Source organism: Gordonia ajococcus, from assembly GCF_012974285.1.
Taxonomy (GTDB): Bacteria; Actinomycetota; Actinomycetes; order Mycobacteriales; family Mycobacteriaceae; genus Gordonia; species Gordonia amicalis.
In genome coordinates this window covers 1430584-1457447 of the sequence record NZ_CP052884.1, presented here as the reverse complement: position 1 = coordinate 1457447, position 26864 = coordinate 1430584, and the positions used below count along the sequence as shown (strand labels likewise).

The 26864-nt window shown below is 66.0% G+C and carries 18 protein-coding genes; 5 read left to right on the top strand and 13 right to left on the bottom strand.

What is annotated here, in order from left to right:
- Window positions 1-521: 521 nt before the first annotated feature.
- The 7 genes from GAA2_RS06630 to GAA2_RS06600 form a co-directional block, all read right to left on the bottom strand.
- Window positions 522-1133, bottom strand: a complete 612-nt coding sequence (locus GAA2_RS06630) for a hypothetical protein (RefSeq protein WP_191834985.1) — start codon at window positions 1131-1133, stop codon at window positions 522-524.
- A gap of 1530 nt (window positions 1134-2663) precedes the next feature.
- Complete coding sequence (locus tag GAA2_RS06625; protein ID WP_191834832.1) at window positions 2664-3365, bottom strand: MspA family porin; 702 nt, start codon at window positions 3363-3365, stop codon at window positions 2664-2666.
- A 68-nt stretch (window positions 3366-3433) separates the two neighbouring features.
- A complete protein-coding gene (locus GAA2_RS06620; RefSeq protein ID WP_006357810.1) occupies window positions 3434-4075 on the bottom strand; it encodes an MspA family porin in 642 nt (213 codons plus the stop codon).
- 697 nt (window positions 4076-4772) lie between these two features.
- A complete protein-coding gene (locus GAA2_RS06615) occupies window positions 4773-5438 on the bottom strand; it encodes a molybdenum cofactor biosynthesis protein B (protein WP_006357808.1) in 666 nt (221 codons plus the stop codon).
- A gap of 97 nt (window positions 5439-5535) precedes the next feature.
- Window positions 5536-7011, bottom strand: coding sequence for a S1C family serine protease (locus GAA2_RS06610; protein ID WP_191834831.1), 1476 nt, complete (start codon window positions 7009-7011; stop codon window positions 5536-5538).
- Window positions 7012-7248: 237 nt separating this feature from the next.
- Complete coding sequence (locus GAA2_RS06605; RefSeq protein WP_248664717.1) at window positions 7249-8745, bottom strand: sensor histidine kinase; 1497 nt, start codon at window positions 8743-8745, stop codon at window positions 7249-7251.
- A gap of 17 nt (window positions 8746-8762) precedes the next feature.
- Window positions 8763-9449, bottom strand: a complete 687-nt coding sequence (locus GAA2_RS06600; RefSeq protein WP_191834829.1) for a response regulator transcription factor — start codon at window positions 9447-9449, stop codon at window positions 8763-8765.
- 239 nt (window positions 9450-9688) lie between these two features.
- On the opposite strand from GAA2_RS06600, the gene GAA2_RS06595 reads away from it, so the two are divergent.
- From GAA2_RS06595 to GAA2_RS06575, 5 genes are all read left to right on the top strand, one after another.
- Entirely contained in the window at window positions 9689-13777 is a 4089-nt protein-coding gene (locus GAA2_RS06595) for a bifunctional nitrate reductase/sulfite reductase flavoprotein subunit alpha (protein ID WP_191834984.1), read from the top strand.
- A gap of 69 nt (window positions 13778-13846) precedes the next feature.
- Window positions 13847-15289: a DUF3375 domain-containing protein gene (locus GAA2_RS06590; protein WP_006436199.1), complete on the top strand. Its 1443-nt coding sequence runs from the start codon at window positions 13847-13849 to the stop codon at window positions 15287-15289.
- Complete coding sequence (locus tag GAA2_RS06585; RefSeq protein ID WP_006436196.1) at window positions 15286-15864, top strand: DUF4194 domain-containing protein; 579 nt, start codon at window positions 15286-15288, stop codon at window positions 15862-15864. The genes GAA2_RS06590 and GAA2_RS06585 overlap by 4 nt, the downstream gene beginning before the upstream one ends.
- Window positions 15857-19258: an ATP-binding protein gene (locus GAA2_RS06580; RefSeq protein ID WP_024500002.1), complete on the top strand. Its 3402-nt coding sequence runs from the start codon at window positions 15857-15859 to the stop codon at window positions 19256-19258. Before GAA2_RS06585 ends, GAA2_RS06580 begins: the two co-directional genes overlap by 8 nt.
- On the top strand, window positions 19255-20397 hold the full coding sequence (locus GAA2_RS06575) for a Wadjet anti-phage system protein JetD domain-containing protein (protein WP_006436192.1): 1143 nt from the start codon (window positions 19255-19257) through the stop codon (window positions 20395-20397). Before GAA2_RS06580 ends, GAA2_RS06575 begins: the two co-directional genes overlap by 4 nt.
- A 102-nt stretch (window positions 20398-20499) precedes the next feature.
- Here the strand turns inward: GAA2_RS06575 and GAA2_RS06570 are convergent, their stop codons facing one another.
- The 6 genes from GAA2_RS06570 to GAA2_RS06545 all read right to left on the bottom strand — a co-directional run bounded on the left by GAA2_RS06570 (window position 20500) and on the right by GAA2_RS06545 (window position 26820).
- Window positions 20500-20820: a Rieske (2Fe-2S) protein gene (locus tag GAA2_RS06570; RefSeq protein WP_024500001.1), complete on the bottom strand. Its 321-nt coding sequence runs from the start codon at window positions 20818-20820 to the stop codon at window positions 20500-20502.
- Window positions 20817-23318: a nitrite reductase large subunit NirB gene (nirB, locus tag GAA2_RS06565; protein ID WP_006436189.1), complete on the bottom strand. Its 2502-nt coding sequence runs from the start codon at window positions 23316-23318 to the stop codon at window positions 20817-20819. The genes GAA2_RS06570 and nirB overlap by 4 nt, the downstream gene beginning before the upstream one ends.
- Window positions 23318-23665 (bottom strand): hypothetical protein, encoded by a 348-nt coding sequence (locus tag GAA2_RS06560; RefSeq protein ID WP_006436188.1) that lies wholly within the window; start codon window positions 23663-23665, stop codon window positions 23318-23320. The genes nirB and GAA2_RS06560 overlap by 1 nt, the downstream gene beginning before the upstream one ends.
- 111 nt (window positions 23666-23776) lie before the next feature.
- A complete protein-coding gene (locus GAA2_RS06555; protein ID WP_006436187.1) occupies window positions 23777-24127 on the bottom strand; it encodes a DUF2834 domain-containing protein in 351 nt (116 codons plus the stop codon).
- A gap of 153 nt (window positions 24128-24280) precedes the next feature.
- A complete protein-coding gene (locus GAA2_RS06550) occupies window positions 24281-25897 on the bottom strand; it encodes an FAD-dependent oxidoreductase (protein ID WP_006436186.1) in 1617 nt (538 codons plus the stop codon).
- On the bottom strand, window positions 25897-26820 hold the full coding sequence (locus GAA2_RS06545) for an AurF N-oxygenase family protein (protein WP_006436185.1): 924 nt from the start codon (window positions 26818-26820) through the stop codon (window positions 25897-25899). Before GAA2_RS06545 ends, GAA2_RS06550 begins: the two co-directional genes overlap by 1 nt.
- Window positions 26821-26864 lie beyond the last annotated feature (44 nt).

Genomic DNA, 26864 nt, shown 5'->3' with positions numbered 1-26864 from the left:
CCCTCGCCCACCAGGCGGGGGCCGAAGTCGTCGGCGGGCACCGGCAGCAAGTACCGGAAGGCAGACGACATCGGAATGATCTCACTGGAGAGTTCGGGTCGTATTAGGTCTGCGTTCGCACGAAAGTCGCTCTCTGATCTCCGATTGTCGTAATGTCATTCTCGCGGATATCGGACGCCTGAATGGCAGGTTCCGCCCGCAGGATAGTTAAACGTCGACGAAGGAGATGACATGGCAGACATCATCGAAGGTGCGATCACCGCAGCAATCGTCGAACTGGTGACGGGTTCGGTCGAGTCGGGTTCGGAGAGCCTTTCCGAGTAGGTCGGGGATCTACTTCACAATCGCTCCGTAGCCCAGGCTACGGAGCGATTTGTGTACTTATGCACCCTCGGCCACTCTCCCAGCGGCGGTATCCTCACCGTCGACGCCGAGGCTCGGCTACTTCCCGCGATTACTACTCCGCACACCAGGCAGCATGCGACGGCGGGAGGACCCGACCGCACCTGCGGTCGCGCACATCAAAGATCTAGTCGTTGGCACCACACCGTCGGACCGTCGGTCAGCGCAAACTCACCGCAGACCCGCGCATTCCACTTACGGGCATACAGTTCCCTCAATTCAGGTTCGCTGCTGCTTGCGGTGAGCGTGAGCCCAGCCCTCCGCCCCTCCTCGACGATGGGTTCCACGAGTGCCGACAACGTTCCGTTCCTCCGATAGGAAGGGTGAACCAGAGCGAAGATCACACGGAGATCACCCCCCGGCACCGCAGCTTCCGAAGTCTTTGTCTTCAGTTCGGCGAATCGTTGCGCGAACCCGTTAATCGTCTGAATGTAGTGCCGCGTACGTGCTTTCAGATCATCGTCAGCGCGGCCAGGTTCGCTTGCATCTCTGGCGACAGCAATCAGAGCGATTAGGTCCGTCTCGTTGAAGACCCCCTGCAGCCCGCTCAGGTATTCGACGAACAAGATCTCGCCGTACCAACGAAAAGCACCGTCGGAGGCGCCGTCGCCCAGCAGCCAGCGGTAAATCGGAACCTCACGCAACCCGTTCTGCAGAAGATCCAAGGCAGCATCCCGGTCGGATGCCAGCAGCGGCCGGACAGTCAAGCCACTTGCATTCAGGCGGTGCATCACGCCCTCAATATCAGCACACCGGTGACCTCGTCGGCGAGTGGCCCCTAGCTGTGCCGCGAGGTCCAAGGCGTGACTTCTAGATAATTCACCAGGAGTTCAAGTTTCTCTGACCAGGACAGCCGTGAATGGGTGCGGTAATGTCTGCCCCGTTGCGGTCCTCGGAGCCGGAACATCAAGCTCGACAAAGACCTTTTAGGAGATCCCATGGCTGACGCAATCGGCATCGAATACATCGACTTTCAGATCGAGGAAGTCCTCGCCGGCTTCGGTTCCACAGACGACGCCAAGTAACAGCACCTGCCGAGGTCGAGACCGCAACCGATTTGTATGATTGCGCACGTCACGACCGTGCCATGCGCGGTCAATCACGCGGCCACGACCTCGTCCTACTCGATTTTCAGAACCACCCATCATAAGGAGTAACGAATGGCCGAAATCGCTGGCGTGACACTGCAACAGATCATCGACGAGCTGAAGGCCGGCTCGAGCGAGCCTGAACCCAACTAGACCAGCCGCCGACGTCGCGGATTCCGCAGGGACACCGCGAAACCCATCGAGGCACCACACAGAAACAAGGAGATCGACATGGCAACTGGAATCGAATTCAACATCAGCGAGATCCTCACCGCGCTGTCTTCCGGCTCTAAGGAATCCGAGACGGACTGAGTCTGAGCTCACCGATTTCGCAACCGCCCCTCGCGTCCCTGGACGTGGGGGGCGGTTCGACGTTGCACCACTGAGGGATTCAGAAACCCTGCAACCACACCGAGGATCCGTGCAGCCCTGCGAGATACGGTCGCCCAGATCGCCGCGCATGCCGACCAATGAAAGCCGATGGGCTGCAAGGGATGGCGCGGTCCAAGACGCGAGAGACCTCCCGCAGCAAGGGAGTCGAGGCACCGCGGCCGCCGACCACGATGCGCACCAGCCTCGCCCTCGACGCCTTGGACATGGGGTTGTGGGGCGCGTTCGCAGGCCGGTCAGGGTGTGGTGGCCGGGCTGATTCACCACTCCGACCGTATCCTGCAGTATCGAGCGATTCGCTGTATTCCGAACGCCTCAGCGACGCTGAGACGGTGACTTCTGTTGGCTCCAAGGGTGATTCGTACGACAACGCGACGGCCGGTACAAAGTTCCCGTTCACGTGCGCTCGTACAGCACCCGACCGGGTGCTGTTCGAAGGGTGTACGGGCTCCGTGCCCGGTCTTCTGAGGGGTTCGACTCGCTGTTCAAGGCTAGTGTATTCGCAACCCGGTGATGCGGCCAAGAGGCGGTGTCAGCGAGGTCGGACACGTCCCACCCTTCGAGTACGAAGCCGCTACTGGTCGACTCTCACGGTCCCCAGCTACCGTGAACCCGGTCCCGGCAGTCGCTGCAGCCAACTAAACAAGCCTCCAGCCAACCAAGGGGCGGTTCACACCCCCAAGCCCACCTACCCTCGACACTCCCACACGCCAGACAACGCCGCGGGGCGGGAATCCATGAAGGATTCCCGCCCCGCGGTGCTACTGAGGGTCAGCGAGTCGATCAGCCGAGGCTGAACGGCTTGCCGTTGAGCGCGACGACGCCCTTGACGGCGTCGGTGCTGACCGTCACCTGGATGAAGGCGCGAGCAGCGGCGTAGCCGGCGCAGCTCTCCACCTTGAACTGCTCCTGGCTGTAGGCCACACCACCGGTCTTGCCCTTGAAGGTGTAACCGTTGAGCTCGTAGTCGGTGTAAGCGGTGTTGTCGCCCGAGGTCTCGTTGATGAGCCACTTGCGCTTGACCTCACCCGGACCGAGGGTAAGGCTGCCGCCGACGAGGTCCCCTTCTTTGTTGTACGGAGTGATGCCACCGTTTGCGGTGATGTTGCTGGGAGTTCCGTAGTCGACCCCGCCCGCGACGCCCGGAACGTTTGCTTTTCCACTACCGAAGTTCACCTGGCAGCCGACGTCGTAGCCGACCTTGACGGCGCCGCCCTTGGCCTTGCCGCCGACGGTGACGCGGACCTTGCCCGACAGCCACACCTCACGGGTGGTGGGGACGTTGCTGATCGGACGCTGCACGTTGACGTACTCGTCGAACAGCTGAACCGTGACCGGCGTGCCGTCGACCAGGGTCTTGGTGATCGTGCCACCGGGCAGCGGGCCGGCGGTGGCGCCGCCGGCGCCGAGGCTGGTGAGGCCCATCGCGACGGCACCGGCGAGACCGGCCGCCGCAACCACGCGACGCGTGATGTTCTTCTTCATGATTCCCCTTCGTGGAATATCAATCTGCACAGGGCAGATAAGTCAGGAAGTGCTAGTTATCTGCCCGGTCAGTTGATGGTGAAGGGCTTGCCGTACAGGGTGGACTGGATCAGGGTGCCCTCGCCGCTCAGCTTGCCGTCGTCGGTGCTGTATCCCTTGGCACCGATGACCTTGGCCGCGGAGCGTGCCGAGGCGTAGCCACCGCACTGGTTGAGGTTGAACGTGAGCTGCGACAGCTGGACGGCGGCGATGCCACTGTCCGAGAAGTCCTTGTCGGTGATGTCGACGACCGCGACCTGACCCGGCTTCAGCGGGAGGCCGAGCGAACCGGACAGCGTGGTCGCGGTGAGGCTGATGGCGCCGCCCAGATCGAGCGAGATGCCGCTGACGTCGACCTGGCAACCGATGATGTACTTGACGGCGAGCTTGCCGCCGACACCGGCCGAAGCCTTCGCGGTGTAGGTGCCGGAGATCGCGAAGCCACGCGATGCCGGGTTGTTCGCCACAGTCGAAACCGGGTACGCGCTCTCACCGGTGCGCCACGTCTGAATGGACTCGCCGTCGATGCCGGCGGCCTTCTTGTAACCATTCGGCAGACCGGCAGCCGCGGCATCGCCGACGCCCATGCCTGCCAGGCCCACGACCGCGGCCGAGGCGATCGCGACCGCGCCCGCGGCGCGGCGCAGCCCAAGCTTGCTGAACTTGCTCATTCGTTCCCTCTCACAGGATTCGGCTGTTACCCCCACGGAATGCATCCGCATCCGCAAGTCATGACCCTCGACGTTCGATGTGCTCCACACGGCGATGCCCAGCATGCTCTGGCGCACGCCTTGGCTTCCGTTGAGGATTCATCGAATTCCTGGTCACTGCTGCGTCGTCACTCGCGACAGATCGCAGGACGCTGCTCATGTCCCCATTTACGGGGCGCCGAGCGTTGTCGAGCCGAACGTTATCGGAGGGGTCTCAGAACGGGCAACAGCTGGACTCAGCTGTGTCACGAACTGGGGTCGCAGCATCACAAATATCGAATACGTGATCTATCAACGAACCAAAGTTAACGGTAGATAAACACGCTGATGCGGCTATGTAGAAGAAGTCGCATTTCACTCGTAATGGGGTGGGCGCTGCGCTTCGAACCAATCCTGAGAGTGGCCTTTGTGATCTTCGCCACACTCGTCTGTGGTGATGTCCGGGAGGTCGTCACCGAACACGGAATCGAGCTTCGCCCGCCGCGCAGCACGACGAGCAGCAGCGTCATCGCTACTGCTCATCGGTCGTTTTCCGGGGTGCTCACGGTCAGCCGCCGGCGGACGGGACGCCCCGTTTCCGGTCGGTCGATCGTCCCTGTGTTCAGGGAGATCCTTAGCCTTGCTCAACAGTACTCGAGACGAGTAATCGCGACCATGATCAGAATTCACTTATGGACTCGATCACATATTTGGCGAGTGGCGCCGCGGTCGCCATACCGTCACGCACTGCAGCGCGGGAATTGGCCAGATTGACGACTAACGTCTGCCCGGAGATTCCAGCCAGCCCGCGCGAAAGTCCGCCATCCGTCGCGCCGGCGGCGAGACCGGAACTGCGGACCGCCTCCTCGATGCCACGGAGCCGGCGATCGAGCAGGGGCTCGGTGGCCTCCGGGGTGACGTCGCGGGCGCCGACACCTACCCCGCCGACCGACACCACCAGATCGACGCCACCGATCACCGCGGTGTTCAGTGCGTTGCGGATCTCCACCTCGTCGCCGGATACGACGACGGCCGCGTCGACATGGAACCCCGCCTCGGCGAGCAGTTCGCCGACGAGCGGCCCGAGCAGACGCTGATCCTCTCCATGCGCCGCCTCGTCGTCGACGACGACGACGAGTGCCCGGCCGATCTCCTCACCCTGCGGCCGGTGCGTGGCCTGCTCGTGGCGCGCGACGAACTCCCGCGCGGCGGCGTCGGCGGCCACCACGTCGGCCGGATCGACCTGACCCGGATCACCGGCGAGACGGACGTCCAGGGACTGCCCTTCGTCGGTGTCGCCGGAGATGGCGGGGTTTCCGGGAACGGGGGATCCGGCGTAAGTCATGGCAGGCCCTTTCTCTAGCTTGTCGGACCGTCCGATGGACGGTCGTGGTGCGCTCTGTAGTTGTGCGATTCGTACTCGCGGGCGGACGCGCAGCGCGTCACTTCACCTCGAGCGTGCCCAGCTTGACCTGCGCGGTCTTGCTGTTCCCGCCATCGGAGTAGGTCACGGTGACGGTGTCCCCCGGCGCGTGCGACCGGATGGCCGCCACCAGAGCGTCTCCCGACGCGATCGGACGGTCGTCGACCTTCGTGATGACCGCATTCTTCGGGATACCCGCGGTCGCTGCCGGACCTCCCGGGGTCACATCGGTGACGACGGCGCCGGGCGTGTCGGAGTCACCACTCGGGCGCACGGACACACCGATGTTGGCGTGGCTGGCCCTGCCCGTGGACTCGAGCTGTTTGGCCACGCGGATCGCCTGATCGATGGGGATCGCGAACCCGAGTCCGATGCTGCCACCGGCCTGTTGCTCGCCTCCACCGAGGGTGGCGATGGCAGTGTTGATGCCGACCAGCGCTCCCCTGGCGTTGACGAGCGCACCGCCCGAGTTCCCGGGATTGATCGCGGCGTCGGTCTGGATGGCGTCGATCACCGAGGTGGTGTTCGTGCCCGGATCGCGCGAGGTCAGGACCGGTCGGTTGAGCGCGCTGATGATCCCCGTGGTGACAGTCCCGGCCAGGCCGAGCGGGGAACCGATGGCGATGACGTCCTGCCCCACCGCCAGGTTGTTCGAATTACCGACCGTGACCGGGGTCAGGTCGTTCCGGTCGACCTTGATCACCGCGATATCGGAGATCGGGTCGGCGCCCAGCACCCGGGCCTGCGCACGCGAACCGTCGGAGAAGTTGACCGCGACCTTGGCCGCGGGGCCGTTGCCGCCGGCGCTCACGACGTGGTTGTTGGTCATGATGACCCCGTCCTCGGTCAGGACGACCCCCGATCCCGAGCCCAGCGCGCCGCCCGAGGCGACCTCGATGGAGACCACCGACGGGAGCACGCGGGCGGCCACCTCCTGGACCGAGCCGGCCGGCGCCTCGACGGGCGCGGTGTTCCCGTTCGCCTTGGGGTCGCCGCCGAGCGGGCCGCTGCTCGTGCTGCTGCTCGACGACCCGTCGGAACCGTCGGCCAGTGTGTAACCGATCGCACCGCCGGCACCACCGGCGACAAGGGCGACCACCAGCGCACCGGCGCCGAGTGCGGCCAGGCGTCCGCCGCCCTTGTTCTTCGCCGCCTGGGGCGGCGGATTGCCACCCGACCCGCCGAACGCGGGCTGCGGGTAGGCATTGCCGGCTCCGGGCCCGCCATACGGGGCCTGCGGAGGGAAAGGACTGGTTCCCGGGTTGCAGTAGACAGACGTGGGTGCGTTGTTGCCGCCGAAGACGGGCCGGCCGCCCTGCGCGGGGAACGCACCCGAGGCCGGACCGGGAGTGCCCTGACCGCTGTAGGACTGCGTCGGTGACTCGGAGCCCGATGGTGTGGAGGGAGCGCTGCCCCCGTTCGACGGGCCAGCGCCGTGCTGACCGTGCTGGCCACCCCCGTACGGACCGCCACCCTGCGAACCGCCAGTCGTCATCTTCGTCTCTTCCTCGTCGTCTGACCGGCACACAGCCGGCTCAGTGGTCTCCGCCGGCCATGTGCCGGCAAGGTTCACTTCGCTCGGGTTTGTCGGCCGAAACCACTCGACCGGCGTCCCGCGCAGCGCCTTGGTCAACCCTAGGGGATCGATGGGCAGGTCACACCGGGTAACCACACAGCTGTCGATGGTGTGGACGACGGCCGACGTGACCCGCCGATGCACGGCGCTTCACCCTTATTGACGAATCACTTGCGGAGATGGTTCCGCGGGAGTTGCCCGGCCGGGCAGAGTCATCCGAATGAGTGCACCGCCGCGCGGCGACGTGTCGGCCACGACGGTTCCACCATGACGTTCGACGACCTGCCGCACGATCGCCAGGCCCAGACCGGATCCCGGCATCGACCGCGATTGCGTCGAACGATAGAAGCGTTCGAAGACGAGACCACGGTCCTCCTCGGGAATCCCGGGACCGGCGTCGGCGACGGTGAGCTGCGCGGTGGACATCCCGGTCTGCGTCAGCCCGACGGCCACCGATGTCCCCGGCGGACTCCATTTCGCCGCGTTGTCCAACACATTCAGTACCGCACGGGACAGTCCGTGCTGTTCACCGAAGATGTACCAGGGCGACAGGTCCAGCTCGAATTCGATGTCGTTGCGGCGGCGTCGGACACGTTCGAGGGCCTGCTCGACGATCTCCGCGAGGTCGACTTCCTCGTACACCACCTCGGGGGCGTCCTCGCGGGCGAGGTCGACGAGATCGCCCACCAGCGTGGACAATTCCTCGATCTGGGCCATGACGTCGGCGCGCAGGTCGACCATGTCCTGCTCGGGGACGGCCGGCGCACCCGGCCTGCTCGCCGCGATCAGCAGTTCGAGGTTGGTGCGCAAGGAGGTCAACGGGGTTCGCAGTTCATGTCCGGCATCGGCGACGAGACGTGCCTGGCGGTCCCGGGATTCGGCGAGTGCCCGGAGCATCGCGTTGAAACTCGCGGTGAGCTTGGCCAATTCGTCGTTGCCGGTCACCGGGATGGGTGTCAGGTCGTTCGTTCGCGCGACTCGTTCGACGGCCCGGTTCAGCCGGGCCACCGGTCTCAGGCCGGCACGTCCGACCGTTGTGCCGGCGAGAGCCGCCAAAGCCACTCCGCCACAACCGACCACGAGCAGCACCCAGGCCAGGCGTTTGAGAACGCGATCGGTCTGGATGAGACTCTGCGCCAGGACAAGAGTGTTGCCGTCGTCGAGTTTGCGCGTCAGCACGCGCTGATTGCGGGTGGTGCGCAGGCTCTGCGGATTGGTCCCGGGAACCGACGGCGAGCGCACGATCTCGCGCTCTGGGTCCTCGAACGGGACCTGCCCGATGAGGTACGTCTGACCGCCCGGGGTCACGAGGGCGACCGAGATGTTCGTCGAGAACACGGTTCCCGCCACCAGCTGCTCGGGCTGGTTGCGGAGCACACCGGCGCGCGCCAGAGCCGCCATGCCGTCGGCACGGCTCTCCAACTGCTGGTCGACCTCGTTGTACATCGCCCGGTACACCACGAAGTAGGCGGCCGCGGCCATCAGACTCACCGACACCAGCACGACGGTCGCGGACAGGATCGTGACACGCGAACGCAGGGACACCGCCCGCGTCAACGGCATCGGCGCCCGCATCTCCTTCTCTCCGGACGACCCCTTCGCCCCGGACGAACCGGGGCCGCCGGCGAGCACACGGGTCAGGTGGTCGCGCATCCGCGAGGGCGACGACACTAGGGCGGGGTCTCCCGCAGCACGTATCCGACGCCGCGCACGGTGTGGATGAGTCGCGACTCGCCGTCGGCCTCGGTCTTGCGGCGCAGGTAGCCGACATAGACCTCGAGGGCATTGCCCGAGGTCGGGAAGTCGTATCCCCACACCTCCTCGAGGATGCGGCTTCGGGACAGCACCCGGCGCGGGTTGGCCATCAACATCTCGAGCAGGGCGAACTCGGTGCGTGTAAGGCTGATCGGCCGCTCACCACGGGTCACGTCACGCGTCACCGGGTCGAGCGACAGGTCCGCGAAGGTGAGCGTCTCCGAGTCGATGTCGTCTTCAGGTGCCGCGCGACGCAACAGCGCCCGCAACCGTGCGAGCAACTCTTCGAGTGCGAACGGTTTCGGCAGATAGTCGTCGGCGCCGGCGTCGAGCCCGGAGACTCGCTCGGACACCGAGTCCCGGGCGGTCAGCACCAGGATCGGCAGGTCGTCACCGGCAGAACGGAGTCGGCGGCACACCTCGAGGCCGTCGAGTCGCGGCATCATGACGTCGAGGATGACGACGTCGGGACGATCGGCGAGGATCTTCTCGAGTGCCTCGATGCCGTCGCCCGCTGTCTCGACGGTGTATCCGTTGAAGGTGAGCGACCGCCGCAACGACTCCCGGACCGCCCGGTCGTCATCAACCACGAGGATGCGCATGGCATACAGTCTTATCCGCCTCGGCTGAGATCCGCCTGAGCAACGCCGCAACACGGACCATCCGGTCTCGGAATTGCGCGCGACCTGCAGTTTCTCATGCCTTCACGCCAGTGACCATCGACTGTGAGATCAAGTTGACGGTTGCGTAACGCCGGCCTTCGGGTTGCGAAACATCCGACTTCGACGCTGGAACCGTGACCGCCTCACCCCCCACGCACCCCGTCATGTCCCGATCGGTCATGTCCCTGTGCGCCTACTGCGGCGTCGGCTGCGGTATGGAGATGCGGCTCGACGACTCCGGCGGGCTGGTCAAGACCGTCGGGCGCGCCGATCACCCCACGAACTTCGGCCGGCTGTGCACCAAGGGATCGACCACCGCCGACATGCTCGCCGCCGGCGGACGGCTCGACGCTCCCCTCGTCCGCGACGACCGCGGCGGTCAGCTACACCGCGGCGACCTCGACACGGTCATCACCGACACCGCGCGCCGGTTGCGTGCCATCGTCGACGATCACGGCCCCGACGCGGTCGCGCTGTACGTGTCCGGACAGATGTCACTCGAGGCGCAGTATCTGTCGAACAAACTCGCCAAGGGTTTCATCGGTACCAACCAGATCGAGTCGAACTCCCGGTTGTGCATGGCCAGCGCCGGCACCGGCTACAAGCTGTCGCTCGGCTCCGACGGTCCGCCCGGTTCGTACCAGGACTTCGACCACGCCGACGTCTTCCTGGTCATCGGGTCGAACATGGCCGACTGCCACCCGATCCTCTTCCTGCGGATGATGGACCGGGTCAAGGCGGGAGCGAAGCTGATCGTGGTCGACCCGCGGCGGACCGCGACCGCCGACAAGGCCGACCTGTTCTTGCAGATCGAATCCGGCACCGACCTCGCCTTCCTCAACGGGCTCCTGCATCTGCTGATCTCCGGCGGCCACACCGACGACGAGTTCATCGCGTCGTTCACCGACGGATTCGAGCAGATGCCGGACTTCGCTGCGCAGTACCCGCCCGAGGTGGTCGAATCCATCACCGGAATCCCCGCCGAGGACCTGCGTACCGCGGCCACCATGATCGGCGAGGCCGGCGAATGGATGAGCTGCTGGACCATGGGCCTCAACCAGTCGACCCACGGCACCTGGAACACCAACGCGCTCATCAACCTCCACCTCGCGACAGGCGCGATCTGCCGACTCGGCAGCGGGCCGTTCTCCTTGACCGGCCAGCCGAACGCGATGGGCGGCCGCGAGATGGGTTACATGGGGCCGGGATTGCCCGGCCAGAGGTCGGTGCTGTCCGAGGTGGATCGCACGTTCGTGGAGACCGTGTGGGGCCTCCCGGCCGGCACACTACGCACCGACGTCGGCGGCGGCACCATCGACATGTTCCGCAAGATGGTCGATGGCGAGATCAAGGCCTGCTGGATCATCTGCACCAATCCTGTTGCCTCCGTCGGCAATCGCAAGACCGTCATCGAAGGACTCGAACGCGCCGATCTGGTGATCACGCAGGACGCCTTCGCCGAGACGGAGACCAACCAGTACGCCGACGTCGTGCTACCGGCGACGCTGTGGTCGGAATCGACCGGGATCATGGTGAACTCGGAGCGGAACCTCACCCTGTTCGAACCCGCTCTCGACGCGCCCGGGCAGGCGATCCCCGACTGGGAGATCATCGCACGCATCGCCTGCGAGATGGGCTACGCGGACGCCTTCAGCTATTCGAGTGCCGAGGAGATCTTCGCCGAGATCAAGCAGTTCGCCAACCCCGACACCGGTTACGACCTGCGCGGCGTCACCTACGACGGCCTGCGCCGGACACCGATGCAATGGCCGTGCCCACCGTCGTCCGACGGGGCCGACCTCCTCGAAGACGGCGCGCGCAACCCGATCCGCTATCTGAACGACGGTCGGAGCCAGACGCTGCACCGCCTCGACGACGGATCGATTCCGCGACTGGCATTCGCCACACCCACACGCCGCGCGCAGTTCTTCGCCCGGCCGCACCTCGACCCCGCCGAGCTCCCGGACGACGACTATCCGTTCCTGCTCAACACCGGCCGTCTGCCGCACCAATGGCACACGATGACCAAGACCGGCCGGGTTGCCAAGCTGAACAAACTCAACCCGGAGCCGTTCGTCGAACTCCATCCGGAGGACGCCGAGCGCCTGGGTGTCGCGGCGAAGGACAAGGTCGAGGTGGCGTCGCGTCGTGGACGAGCGGTGTTGCCGGCCAGGATCTCTGATCGGGTGCGCCCCGGGAACTGCTTCGTGCCGTTCCATTGGAACGACGTCTTCGGTGAGCACCTCTCCATCAACGCGGTCACGTCCGACGCAGTGGATCCGCTCTCCCAGCAGCCCGAGCTGAAGGTGTGCGCCGTGACGCTGACAAAGGTCGCCGGGTCGCCGTCGACGGTGCTTCCGGTCGCCGATTCGTCTGAGTTGGCTGTCGCGCTGGGCGTTTCGGAGGTCACCGCTCCAGAGTTGTCATCGACCGAACAGTTGTATCTGGCCGGGCTGGCCGCGGGTGTCCCGGACGCACCGTCAAAGGTTCCCACGGTTCCGGCCGATGCACCGCTGCGCCCGGAGGTCCGAGTGTGGGTGTCGGGCCTGCTGGCCGGGATGTTCGCGCGCACCGAAGTCGCCCCGCCGAGCGAAGAGTCTTCGGAGCCGGCGGAGTCGACCGGCACGATCACCGTGCTGTGGGCGTCGCAGATGGGCAACGCGGAGGAACTGGCCACCGAGACCGCCGAACGGGTGAAGGCGAGCGGACTCCGCGTCGATGCCAAGTCGATGGACGAGGTCGAGGTCGGCGACTTGCGGGGCACCGCACTGTTCGTCACGTCCACGACCGGCGACGGCGATCCGCCGGACAACGGTACGGCCTTTTGGGAGGCATTGAATGGCGCTGAGGCACCGGACCTCTCCGGTGTCGACTACGCGGTGCTCGCCCTCGGCGACTCGAACTACGACGACTTCTGTGGGCACGGGCGCAAACTCGATGAACGGATCGGTGAGCTCGGTGGTCGTCGGATCGTCGACCGCGTCGACTGCGAACCGGACTTCGAGGAGACCGCGGGCGGCTGGCTCAACGAGGTGATCCGCGCGATCAGCATCGGCAACCGCGCTCCCGTCTCCGGCGTCACCGACGAGCGGGTCACCGTCGTCAGCGAGCCCGCAGACTCGTCGGCAGCACCGTCGGTGAGGACCGCGCCGACCTACTCACGCAAAAAGCCCCTTTCCACCTCGCTGGTGCGCAACGTGAAGCTGAACACCGAAGGATCGCAGAAGGACGTGCGCAACTTCGGGTTCCGGCTGCCCGCCGACACCTTGACCTATCAGGCCGGTGACGCGCTCGGCGTGTGGCCGCTGAACAACCCGACCCTGATCGACGAGTTTCTCGACCGGACGGGACTCGACGGCGGACACCCGGTGACGGTCGGCGGCGACGACATGCCCCTGCACCAGGCACTGCGCGAACGGCTCGAGTTCGCGCGGGTCACTCCCGATTTCGTCCGATTCGTCGATGAGCGTTGCGGTTCCGACGAGCTGAAGACGCTCGTCGCGGCCGGCAACAAGCAGGCGTTCAACGACTGGTCCTGGGGCCGTCAGTCGGTGGACGTCCTCACCGAGCACCCGATCTCCGCCGACGTCGACGAGTGGCTGAAGATCCTCAAACCACTTGCTCCGCGGTCATATTCGATCTCGTCGAGCCCGCTGGAGAGTCCCGACGAGGTGCAGCTGACGGTGTCGGCGGTGCGCTACAACCGATGCGGCATCCAGCGTGGCGGGGTCTGCTCGACCTTCCTCGCCGACCAAGCCGAAGACACCGAGGTCGGGGTCTTCGTCACCTCGACCACGCACTTCCGCCCGCCGGCCGATCCCGACACCCCGATGATCATGGTCGGACCGGGTACCGGTATCGCCCCGTTCCGCGGTTTTCTCCGCGAACGAGAGGCCCTGGGCCACAACGGTAAGAACTGGCTGTTCTTCGGCGAACAGTACTCGGCCACCGACTTCTACTACCGAGACGAGCTGACGACCATGCTCGGCGACGGCCTGCTGACCCGCCTCGACGTCGCATTCTCCCGCGACCAGGATCGCAAGATCTACGTCCAGGACCGCATGGTCGAACACGGCGAAGAGCTCTACCAGTGGCTGCACGACGGTGCCCACGTATACGTCTGCGGTGACGCGACCCGGATGGCGAAGGACGTCGACGCGACCCTGAAGGGCATCGTCGCGCAGCACGGTCGCCGCTCCCCCGCGTCTGCCGAGGCCTACGTCAAGGCCCTCGCCGCCGACAAGCGGTACGTGCGCGATGTGTACTGACCTCCCCGGCCACAACCCGGCACGCACACCGTTGACCCAGCATGTCGCCCCATTGCCTACCCTTGACCCGTGGACTTCGACGCATTCGGCAGCCTGTGGGAACGGCATCCCGCCTGGCGGCTGCTGCGCGCGCACAACTCGCCGCTCATCCTGACGTTCCTCGGCAACTATTTCGTCGAGGGCAACCGGGGCGCCGGCTCGGCAAGTGACCTGGCCACAGCGCTGGATGACCTCCTCTACACCCTCAACATCGCCTCATCGACCGAAGACGGGCAACCACGCTTTCCCAAGGAACCGCGCGCCTATCTGGAGGATTGGGCCGCCACCGACGCCGGTTTCCTGCGCCGCTTCTACCCGCCCGGCGACGACGAGGTCCACTACGAGGTGACCCCCGCCTTCGAGAAGGCCTACGGGTGGGTCGTCTCGTTGCGGGGCCGGTCGTTCGTCGGCACCGAGTCGAGGCTGCACACCGTCGTCGAGCTGTTGCGACAGATCGTGCATGGCACCGAGTCCGACCCGGAGATCCGGTTGGCCCAGCTACGTCGCCGTCGCGCGGAGATCGACGCCGAGATCGAGGCGGTCGAAGCCGGTGATGTGTCGGTCCTCGACGAGGTCGGTGTGCGCGATCGCTATCAGCAGCTCTCGTCGACCGCCCGGGAGCTGCTCTCCGACTTCCGCGAGGTCGAGGACAATTTCCGTCTGCTCGACCGAGCCGCCCGCGAGAAGATCGCCTCCTGGGACGGCCCGAAGGGTGAGCTGCTCGCCGAACTGGTGGGTGGCCGCTCGGAGATCGCCGGCTCCGATCAGGGCCGCAGCTTCCAGTCGTTCTACGAGTTCCTGCTCTCCGACGAACGGCAGACCGAACTGTCGGACCTGCTCGACGCGGTGTCGTCGATGGACATCATCGACGCCGACCGGCCCATCCGCGGTATCCACCACGACTGGTCGGAGGCCGCCGATCGCACCCAGCGCACCGTGCGACAGATCTCCGAACAACTTCGCCGATTCCTCGACGACCAGGTGTGGCTCGAGAACCGACGCGTCCTCGACCTCGTGCGCTCGGTGGAGGCCACCGCTCTCGAGGTCCGCGGCCGGGAACCGGGTTTCGGCCTCACGGTCGATCAGCCCGGCATCGAGATCGTGCTGCCGTTCGAACGGCCGCTCTATCAGCAACCGGCAGCCGTCACCGTCGAGAGCCGGCTCGACGACGCCACCGAGGAGGTCGACGCGGATCTCCTGTTCAGCCAGACCTACGTGGATCAGGCGCGACTGGCTGCCAACATCCGAACCATCCTCCCGCAGCGCTCGTCGGCGCTGCTGTCGGATGTGATCGAGATGTACCCGATCGAGCAGGGCGCGGCCGAGATCGTCGGCTACCTCGCTCTCGATGACGACGACGTCAGTGTCGACATCGACGACACCGAGGAAACGCTGCTCGAGTATCCCGACCCCGACGACCCGGACACCACCAAACGTGCCCGGCTACCGAGAGTCACGGTGAGGCGACGATGACCGACGAACGCGCTGTCGCGAGCGCGATCATCCGGCTGATGCAGGGCGTGGTGTATCGCGAATCCGACGAGGACACCTGGAGCACCCTCGAACGTTCCGGTGCCGGGGTACGCGACCACTTCGCCATCATCGGCGTGGATGTGGTGCTCGACGACTCCGAGGGTTATGCCTACCTGCGGTCCCGTCCGGCAGAAGAAGGCGACGAACCACTTCCGCGGCTCGTGCGCCGACGTGCGTTGACCTACAACGTGAGTCTGCTGCTGGTGCTGCTGCGCAAACGGCTGCTGGAGTTCGAGATCACCGGCGGCGACGGGCGCCTCGTGCTGTCGACCGAACAGATCATGGAGATGCTGCGGCTGTTCCAGGCCGAGTCCACCAACGAGGCCCGACTGGTCGACCAGGCCGAGGCAACCATCAAGAAAACCGTCGAACTCGGCTTCCTGCGCCAGCTCCGCGGCCAGACCGATCAGTGGGAGGTCCGGCGCATCATCAAGGCCTACATCGATGCACAGACACTGTCGGACTTCGCCGGCAAGCTGCGCGAGTACGCGGGGACGGCGAGCGCCAATGACTGAGGGCCTGTTCTCTTCGGTCGAACTGGCCGCCCCGGCCGGCGGCGTCGGATTCCGGCTGCAACATGTCGAGGTCCTCAACTGGGGCACCTTCGACCGGCAGGTGTGGCGGCTGAGCCCCAATACCGACACCGCCCTGCTCACCGGCGACATCGGCTCCGGCAAGTCGACTCTGGTCGATGCGGTCACGACGCTGCTGATGCCGGCCCACAAGATCGCCTACAACAAGGCCGCCGGCGCCGAGGCCAAGGAACGCACACTGCGGTCCTATGTCGAAGGCCACTACAAGTCGGAACGACAAGAGGCGACCGGCCGATCACGTGCGAAGGGGCTGCGCCAGGACCGCAGCACCTACTCGGTGATCCTGGGAGTGTTCACCAATCCCGGCTACGACGAGACCGTCACCCTGGCACAGGTCTTCCAGCAACGCGACAGTGCCGGGCAGCCGTACCGCTTCTACGTCACCGCGAGCAAACAGCTCGCCATCGCCACCGATTTCGCCGACTTCGGTTCCGACCTGCGCGATCTGCGCAAACGCCTGCGATCCGGCGGCGCCGACGTGGTCGACGAGTTCCCCAGATACTCCACCGCGCTTCGGCGGCTGCTGGGCATCCGGTCCGAACAGGCCCTGGAGCTGCTGCACCAGACAGTGTCGATGAAGTCGGTGGGCAATCTCAACGATTTCGTCCGCGGGCACATGCTCGAACCGAGCGACTCGACCGACCGGGTTCGCGACATCATCGCCCACTTCGACGACCTCACCAAGGCGTACGACGCGGTCAAGCGGGCGCGCGAGCAGCTCGAGTTGCTCGACCCGATCGTCGCGACCGCGCAGAAGTACGACGCCGCGCTGGCCGAACGTGACGCCCTCGACCGGCAGCGGGCAGCAGTGCGACTGTTCATGGCCGAGCATCGCTCCGGTCTGCTCGCCCACGAGATCGCCACCCTCACCGCCGAAGGCGAACGCCTGTTGCGTGAGCAGGACGAAGCCAAAGCGCGGCAACGGACTCTGAGCCGCGAACGTGAATCGCTCATCGAGGAACGGGCCCGGGCCGGCGGCGATCGCATCGGTGAGCTGGAACGTCTCGCGTCGACCGCCCGCGACGATGTGGACAAACGCCGCCACGGCCGCGCACTGTTCGACACCGCGGTGACCGCCGCCGGCTTCGAGCCGGTGATCACGGCAGAACAGTTCACCTCGCTGCGTGGTCTCATCGCCGATGAACGTCCGCGACTGGCGGCGACGAAGCAGTCACTCGACGCGTCGACCGCCGACGCCATCGGACGGGAGAAAGAAGTCGCCAGACGGTGCGACGCCATCCGCGACGAACTCGACGACCTCGCCAATCGCACCACCAACCTGCCGCCCGATCAGGTCCAGCTGCGCGACGAGCTGTGCACCGATCTCGGCCTCTCCCACGAGGAGGTGCCCTATGCCGGTGAGCTTCTCGACGTCGCCGAGGAGCATGCCGAATGGCGCGGCGCGGCCGAACGGGTACTGCGTGGTTTCGCGCTGTCGTTGCTGGTTCCGCAGCAGCACTACGAGGCGGTCACCCAGTGGGTCAACGGCCGGCGCCTCACGTTCCGGGGTGCCGGCGGGCGCACCGTCGGCGCCAAACTCGTCTACGAACGGGTGCCGGCACGACGAATTCCGTTGCAGCGGCAGGGTTCCGCGACCCTGCTGCTCGCCGACCGCCTCGATGTCAAAGCCGGTCCGTTCGCTGATTATCTGCGCGACGAACTGATCAAGCGTGCCGACCACCAGTGCGCGGCGACCCTTGAGGAGTTCCGGTCCGCCAAGCGGGCCGTCACCCGTGAGGGGCAGGTCCGTTCGGGCGGTCGGCACGAAAAGGACGATCGGCATCGGGTCGACGATCCCCGCCGCTGGGTTCTCGGATGGGCGAACGAGCGCAAGATCGCCGCGCTGCGCGAGGATCTCGCCGACCTGGACCGGCAACGTGCGACCGCCGCCACAGAAGTCGAGGCACTGTCGTCGGAGCGGGACCAATTGCAGACGCGCCGCGAGGCGCTCGCCCGTCTCGACGGCTTCCATTCGTGGGCCGATCTGGACGTCGACGAAGCGCAACGCCGCGCCGACCAGTATGCGGCCGAACGAGCACGGCTGGAATCAGGTTCCTCTCGTCTGCAGGAGATCACGACCGCTCTGGAACGCAACGCCGAGCTGGCGGCCACCGCCGACACCGCCATCGACGAGCTCACCGGCAAGCTCGCCACCACCGCCGCGACCCGCCATCGCGCGGAGCAGGACCGCAAACGCGACGACGAGTACGTCGCCGAGCACACCGACACCGACCTCGCGACGGCCCGCACCTCGTATGCCGCACTGACGCAACGACTCTCCGGATCACTGCCGACCCGGGCCGCCGAGTGTGCCGCCGCGGAGAACACGTTGTCGTCGACGCTGCATCAACGAATCGAACGGCTCACCCGTGAGCTCGGCGGTTTCGGGCAGAGCCTGGCCCAGCAGATGGCCGAGGTGCTGCGGCGCTGGCCCGATCTGCGGGCCGACATGGACGCCGACGTCGATGCGCGCGCCGACTTCGTGACGTTCCGCGAACAGGTTGCCACCGATGATCTGCCGCGCTTCGAGTTCGAGTTCAAGGAGCAGTTGAACAAGAACGCGATCCAGGAGCTGGCCGGGTTCAACAACTGGCTCAACCGGCAGGCCGCCTCCATCGACGAGCGCGTCGCCCGGATCAACGAGGCGTTGGGGGCGGTGCCGTACAACCCGGGACGCTACATCCGGCTCGAGCGGGAGGCCACCACCAATCAGGACGTTGCACAGTTCCGGGCGGACCTACGCAACCTCACCAACGACAGCCTCGCCGTCGACGGCGACCAGTACTCCGAGCAACGATTCCTGGACGTCAAGCGCATCATCGAACGATTCCGCGGGCGCGACGGCCACGCCGACTCCGACAAGAACTGGACGCGGCGGGTCACCGATGTCCGCAACTGGTTCGTGTTCTCCGCATCCGAACGAGACGTCGACACCGACGTGGAGTGGGAGCACTACAGCGACTCCGACGGCAAATCCGGTGGGCAGAAGGAGAAGCTGGCATACACGATCCTCGCGGCGTCGTTGGCGTATCAGTTCGGCCTGGAATGGGGTGTGGAGAAGTCCCGCGACTTCCGCTTCGCCGTGATCGACGAGGCCTTCGGACGTGGCTCGGATGTGTCGACAAGGTACGCGCTGGACCTGTTCGCCAAGCTGGGGCTGCAGCTGCTGATCGTGACGCCACTGCAGAAGGTGCACGTGATCGAACCGTACGTCAAGGCGATCGGCTTCGTCGACAACCCCACCGGCACCTTCTCGCGCCTGCAGACGATGACGATCGAGGAGTACCGGTCACGCCGCGACGGTCGGCTCAAGTGACCCGACGATGGACCTCGCCCGACGACATCGCCGGCAAGGTTCGCCGCCGGTGGGACGACGGGACGTTGTTGCGTGCCCACGCCGACGCAAAGCCGTTCGAACCCATCGAGATTCCGCTCCGGGGACCGACCGCCTCGCAGATCGGCGAGGATCTGGGCGCGGCCCGCGACTGGGTGACCGTGATGGACAGCGGCCGTCAGGGCGACCGACGCTACGCGTTGGTGTGGCAGTCGGTCGGCGGGCGGCACGTCGGGCGCAACCAGTTGCCGTCGCGCGCCGTGGTGTCGACGTTCGATCAGGCGTGGGCACTGTTGGGGGTCTCACCGGCGGTCCGGCAGTTCGACGAACTCCTCGAATCAGCCTCCGCTCATCCGGCAGTCCGCGACTGGATGCTCCGATACCCCTTGCGTGCACTCGAATTGGGACCGGAGATGCCGCGACTCATCGCCGCCTACGCGTGGCTGAACACCCATCGGGACTCGCACCGCTACCTCCGGGAGATCAGCGCCCCCGGCGTCGACACCAAGTTCGCCGAACGCCATCGCCCGGTGCTGGCTGCGATGCTCGGGGTGTCGTCGACGGCATCGGGCTTCTTGTCCGGACTGGGGCTGCAGACAAAGCCCGAGTCCGTACGGCTGCGGCCGTCCGCATCGATGGGTCTACCTGCAGCACTCACCGAGATCACCGTCCGCACCGACGAACTCGCGCGTCTCGCAGTGCAGCCACGAACCGCGCTCGTGATCGAGAACGAGATCACCTACCTGTGTGTCGATGTCCCCGACGACGGTGTGGTGCTGTGGGGCAAGGGTTTCGAGGTGGACCGGATCGGACGTCTCCCCTGGCTCGCCGGCGTCCCAATCCGCTACTGGGGCGACCTCGACACCCACGGCTTCGCCATCCTCGACCGGTTGAGAGCGTGGCTGCCACAGACCGAGTCGGTGTTGATGGATCGCGAAACGCTTGTGGCCCATCGAGATCGCTGGGTCATCGAGCAACGACCCGCTTCATCGGATCTGGTCCGGCTGACACCTACCGAGCGCGATCTCTACACAGATCTTGTGATGGATGCTCTCGGCGAGCGGGTGCGACTCGAGCAGGAACGTATCGACTGGGCGTGGGCTCAGGAACGTCTGGGGTGACCAACTGGTCCATCAGAGGAGGACCGCATCTGGCACAGGTGCGGGGACCCGCCCTGCAACGATCACCGAGGTGGTAAGTCTCTCGAGAGCGTTCAGGCGGTGCTACAGCCAGACGATGACTTCGCCGTCCTGCTCCTCGGCGCGATAGACGGACACCGACCCGATCCCGTCCGACGTGCAAGCGCCGTCGGCGAAGGAGAAGGCGTACTGGTGCAGCGGGCAGACGATCTTCGCGGCGTCGAACTGGCCGTCGGCGAGCGGTCCGGCGCGGTGCGGGCAGACGGCGTCGGTGGCGCGTAACGTGCCGTCGGTCATGCGGAAGACCGCGATCTGCCTGCCGTCCACGACATATGCGCGGCTCTCCCCCAGTTCCAGGTCGGCAACGGCCCCGATGACCACTCCGGGTTCGGCGATGCTGGTCATCGGACCGGCACCTGCGGGAGCGGCAGCAACGGCAGCGCCGGGGTGAACTGTGCGGGCGACTTCGGTTCGGCGCGATCCAGCCAGGGATCGACGTAGGCGGCAACGGCTTCGTCGATCCGCTCCTGCAGGCCGGCCACGAGGCCGTCCCGGTCGTCGACGATGATCGCGCGCAGTTCCTCGATGCCCATCCTCGGCACGAAGGAGTAGGTTCGCTCGAGCCACTTGCCCTGCTCACGGTAGTACTGGATGAAGATGCCGCACAACCGGATCACCTCGTCGGAGGAGTCCACCGTCGCCAGCAGGTCACCCTTGCGGATGTGGGCACCGGCGGCGCCGCCGACGTAGATCTCCCACTTGCCGTCGCCGATGGCGACCACACCGAAGTCCTTGCACAGCGCCTCGGCGCAGTTGCGTGGGCAACCGGTCACCGCGAGTTTGAGTTTCGCCGGCGACTCCAGGCCCTGATAGCGGGTTTCGATGTCGATTCCGAGTTGCGTCGAATCACCGAGACCGAAACGGCAGTAATCGGTTCCGACGCAGGTCTTGACGGTCCGGAAGGACTTGCCGTAGGCATAACCCGACGGCATTCCGAGGTCCTCCCACACCTTCGGCAGGTCTTCCTTCTTGACGCCGAGCAGATCGAGTCGCTGACCGCCGGTCGCCTTGATCATCGGGATCGAGTACTTCTCCGCGACGTCGGCGATCTTGCGCAACTGCTCGGGTGAGGTCACCCCGCCCTTCATCTGCGGAACCACCGAGAACGTGCCATCTCGCTGGATGTTCGCGTGCACTCGGTCGTTGACGAACAACGCACCCGGCTCATGCTTCCACTCCGATCCCCAGATGATCCGCAACAGCGAGGCGAGCGGCATCTTTGCCGTCGCGTCCTCGCCGTCGGGTGCCAGCTTGTCGAAGACCTCGCTGACCGACCGCAGATCCTGTCGCCGGATCGCGTCGATGAGTTCGGGCTTGGTGAGCGGGATCGACGGGACGTACCAGTCGGCCGCGGCGTCGGCCGTCAGAGTGTCCCCCGCGGCGTACTCGACGATGTCGGCGACGAGGCCCTTGCACGACCCACATCCCTTGCCGGCCCGCGTCTTCGCGCACACCTCGCCGACGCTGGTGCAACCCGACGCGACGCAACCCATGATGTCGCCCTTGGTGACGCCGTTGCAGTTGCAGACCTGAACATCGTCGGCGAGTTCGGCGGCGCCGGTCTCCGCGCTCGGCGTGCCCATGTCGAACAGCATCGAGATGCGCTCGTCCGGCAGGGGCACCTTGTCGTCGAACGCCTGCGTGAGGAAGTTGGCCTTGGAGATGTCGCCGAGCAGCATCGCGCCGATCAGCTTGTTGTCGCGGACCACCACGCTCTTGTAGGTGCCGCTGCGCGGTTCGTAGAACTGCACGAACTCGTCGTCGTCACGCTCGGGCCCCTTGACACCCATCGCCGCGACGTCGACACCGGCGACCTTGAGCTTCGTGGTCAGTCGCGAACCATGATATTCCGCTTGGGGATTCACGCCGGTCAGCACGTCCGCCAGAACCACAGCCTGTTCCCACAGCGGGGCGACGAGTCCGTACACCTCACTGCGGTGCTGGGCACACTCACCCACCGCGTAGATGAATGCTTCATCCTCACAACGCATCTGATCGTCGACGACGATCCCACGCTCCACGACCAGACCGGCGCCACGCGCGATCTCGACGTTCGGGCGGATACCCGCGGTCACCACGATCATGTCGGCCGGCAGCGAATCCCCGTCGGTGAAGCCGACTCCCGCGACCGTCCCGTCGTCGTTGCGCAGTACCGACGTCGTGCGCTTGCCGGTGTGCACGCCGACACCGAGAGACTCGATCTTGTTCCGCAGCACCCGTCCCCCGCGCTCGTCGAGCTGCTGGTTCATCAGATGCCCGGGCGAATGCACGACGTCGACAGCGACGCCCTGCGTCTGCAGACCGTACGCCGCTTCGAGACCCAACAGGCCGCCACCGATCACGACGGCGCGCATGTGATCGCGCGACGTCGCCATCTGCAGCATGCCGTTGGTGTCCTCGATGGTCCGGAATCCGAACACACCACGCGCGAGCTTGCCGTCGGGTTCGCGGAGGCCGTCCATGTTCGGGAAGAACGTGTGGGAGCCGGTCGCGATGACGAGGACGTCGAAGTCGATTGCCCGCCCCGACGCACACGTCACGGTCTTGGCGAAGCGGTCGATTGCCTCGGCGCGGTCGCCCGCGTAGAGAGTGACGCCGTGCTCGCGGTACCACGCCATCGGGTTCAGCATCAGATCGTCGTCGTCGACCGTGGCCTCACCGGCGAGGACATGACTGAGCATGATGCGGTTGTAGTTGCCGTACGGTTCGTCGCCGATCATCGTGATGTCGAACAGGTCGCCGCCACCGCGCGTCAGGATCTCCTCGACCGTGCGCGCCCCCGCCATACCGTTCCCGACGACGACCAGTCGGCGTCGTTCGTGCAGGTTCTGCGAATCCGCCATCAGAAGACGACCATCCCGAAGTCCACCACGACCTCACCGCTCGCACCCTCAGGCGCCGCGATCACGAGTTCGAGCGTCGTGTCGGGATCGACGTCCTCGACCACCCTCAGCGGCACGTTCACCGACGACCGCGCCCCCATCGGGAACATCCGCATCGGCGTCCCGTCGCGCATCAGGGTCACGCAGATCAGTTCGTCGGAGCTGTTGCCGCCACGAAAGTACAAGGGCTGGGCCGTCATTCCCGACGGCACCACGAACGACAGCACCGGGTCGATGGGACCGGACTTGGTCAGGCCCGCTCCCGCGAACGGGAACACACCCTGCAGGAAGTGCGGAGTACTCGACATGCCGCCACTATCCGCGCGCCGCGTGAAATGCGACTTGCCTCGGTGTTACGGCAGGGTTGTCTGGTTCTCACGGCCGTTCCGAAGGCCGGAGAGCAGCCCGGAGGCGTGTGCTCAGCGCCGTAACGCGCGTTCGCGGGCCAGGAAGAAGAACGGGATCGCCGTCGCGATGCCCACCCCGAAGGTGAGGACCACCGACGCGATCCACCACGGCATGATCCGCAGCCGCCTGGCCTCGCCGAACGCCCACAGATGGAAGGCGATCACCACGAAGAGCAGATCGACCATCGCGAAACGACCCGGCGTGGTCTTCATGATGTCGCCGACGAAGAAATCCTTCACCGACTCCGGGCCGTTGCGCTGCACATACGGGATCGCAATCGCGTTCTGGGTGACCAACGCAGTCACGAACACGGCGAACAGCGAACGCTCGCGCCACTTCTGGTTCAAGCCGTCGTGCATCATCGCGCCTCCTGGGATGGGTGTGTGCCCCGATGGTGGCACGGTCGACGCGGCTGCGGATGCATTCCGCCCCCTGAGGAGGCCCGGAGCTTGCGGAGGCCGTGCCCCATCGCCCCCTGAGGAGGCCCGGAGCTTGCGGAGGGCCGTCTCGAAGGGTCAGCTACGCCGCCATCCCGCCGCGCCGACCATCTCGGCGACCTGGGTGAACTTCACACGAGGGCGACCCTGTTCGATGCCCCGGCGGCGTTCTCGCCTGTCGATGGCGCGCATTCCGCGGTACCCGATCACGGTCGGCACCCGCTTGCGCACCAGTGCCGGGAACTCCCCCGCCGCACGCCGGGTGCGCTGAAGACTCCCCGACGCGGCGTCGGCGATGAAGTCCTCGACCGTTTGGGTGGCGCACTTCTTGTTGGCGCCGATCCCGCCGCTGGGGCCGCGCTTGGCCCAGCCCAGCACGTAGCCGCCGGGGACGATCCCGCCCGACTCGTCGACCAGTCGACCGTCGACATTGCGGAAGACGCCGCGCTCGTCGTCGAAGGCGAGACCTGGAATCGGGGTCGAGCGGTACCCGATCGAGCGCACGACGAGGTCGGCGGCGACGTGATGCCGTCCCTCGCCGGTACGGACCGTCACCGACTGCACCTGCGGATTGCCGACGATCTCCTCCGGAGTGCTGTGGAACAGGAACACGATCCGACGCCGCGACGGGTCAGCGGGTTCGTGCAAGGACGGAACCTGCCCGTTCGCTCCGTCGAACACCTCCACCTCGACGCCCGGGATCTCCGACAGCGCACGGTATTCCGCTGCCGTGTAGGCGGCCGCGGCCTGATCACGACGACCGAGCAGGACCACCTCGTGGACATTCTGTTCGCGCAGGATCTCGAGCGCCCGGTCGGCGATGTCGGTGGTGGCCAACAACTCCGGCGGGGATACGAGGATGCGGGCGACGTCGAGCGCGACGTTGCCCGTGCCGACGACGACCGCGCGGCCCGTCGCCGGATCGTCGGCGGTTCCCCGACGCAGCGGCGGTCCCGCGTCGACGCCGGGCACGCCGTTGTACCAGGCCACGAGGTCGGTCGCCGACGTCGAACCCGGCAGGTGCTCACCCGGAATGCCCAGGCGCCGGGACTCACTGGCGCCCACGGCGTAGAACACCGCGTCGAAATGCTCGGCGAGTTCAGCCGGGGTGACCTCGTCCGGTCCATCGCCGACGGACACGTTGGTCAGCATGGTGACGCGGGGGTCGCGGTAGAGCAGGTCGAATCCGCGCAGCACACCCTTGGTGCCCGGATGATCCGGTGCCACGCCGGCACGGACGAGTCCACCCGGCGTCGGCAGCTTGTCGATGACGGTGACCGTCGCCTCGGTCCGGTCGAGCAGGGTACGCAACGCATAACCACCCGACGGTCCGGTGCCGACCAGGGCAACCCGCAGGCCGGCAGGCAGTTTCGGGATGTCCGGGTAGGTGACGGTGGACGCCTCGTCGTCGGTCGGCGGCACCCACCCCGACCGGACGTCGGGGTTGTTCTTGTAGTAGTCGGCGTTGATGTCGATGAACACCTTGTCGCGCGTGCCGAGTTTGTCCGCGGGATAGATCGCGTCGACCGGGCACGCGTCGGCACAGGCACCGCAGTCGATGCAGGCCTGCGGGTCGATGTGCAGGATGTCGGAGCTGCCGAAGCCGCGTTCCTCGGGTGTCGGGTGGATGCAGTTCACCGGGCACACGGACACGCATGCCGCGTCACTGCAACATGATTGGGTGATGACGAACATCAGAGCATGTGCGCTTTCCGGTAGTACCGCATGGCGGGCTTGGTGAGCAAGCCGACCTCGTCGAGGAACTCCATGAGGTGGGCGCAGCTCGAACGGATCATCGAGTGGAAGTGCGAATTGTGGCGCATCTCGCGGACCGCGCGGTCGGCGTCGAGGCCGGCGTCGGCAAAGGCCTTGCGCTGCACCAGACTCGTGACGATGTAGTACGCACCGATCGCTACGGTCAGCGCACTGAACTGGCGGCGCGCCCAACTGACTCCGTCGAGAGATTCGCGCACCTCTTCGCGCGCGAACTTCATGTGGCGCGATTCCTCGAGGACGTGGATCTCGTTGACCGTGCGGATGAAGTCGAGGACGCGGTCGTCACGCATGCAGCCACGCTGGAAAACGTCCAGGACCTCCTCGGCGACCAGGATTCCGGCGTAGGCGACCTCGTTCTTCGCGGTCTGCATGAAGATCTTGCCGAGGCGCGCGACCTTCTTCGACGGCCGGTAAGAGGCGCCGACCATCTTCTCCGACGCCTTGGCGAACATGAGCGAATGTCGGCACTCGTCGGCGATCTCGGTCAGCGCGAACTGGAATTCGGAGCCGTGGTAGTCGCCGAGGTACTGATCGCGGATCACCATCTCCTGCAGGATCATCTCGAACCAGATCCCGATGTTCATGATCGACGCGAACTCGTGGCGCGTCACCGAGATCCGCTGCTCCTCGGTGAGTTCGTCCCAGTAGTCGGTGCCGTACAGCGACGACCACTCCGGACTGCAGCCGTACTTGGTCGGGTCCATCGGCTTGGACCAGTCGATCTCGGTCATCGCATTGCGCGAGAGGCGGGCGGCCGACGCCAGCAGACGCGCTGACACCTCCTCGGTGCCCTGGTCTCGCATGCTGATGACGTTCTCGGTTCGTTCCATCGCGGCCGTCATGCGAACTCCCCTCCCGGTCGACGTCGATCATGACAATGATCGAT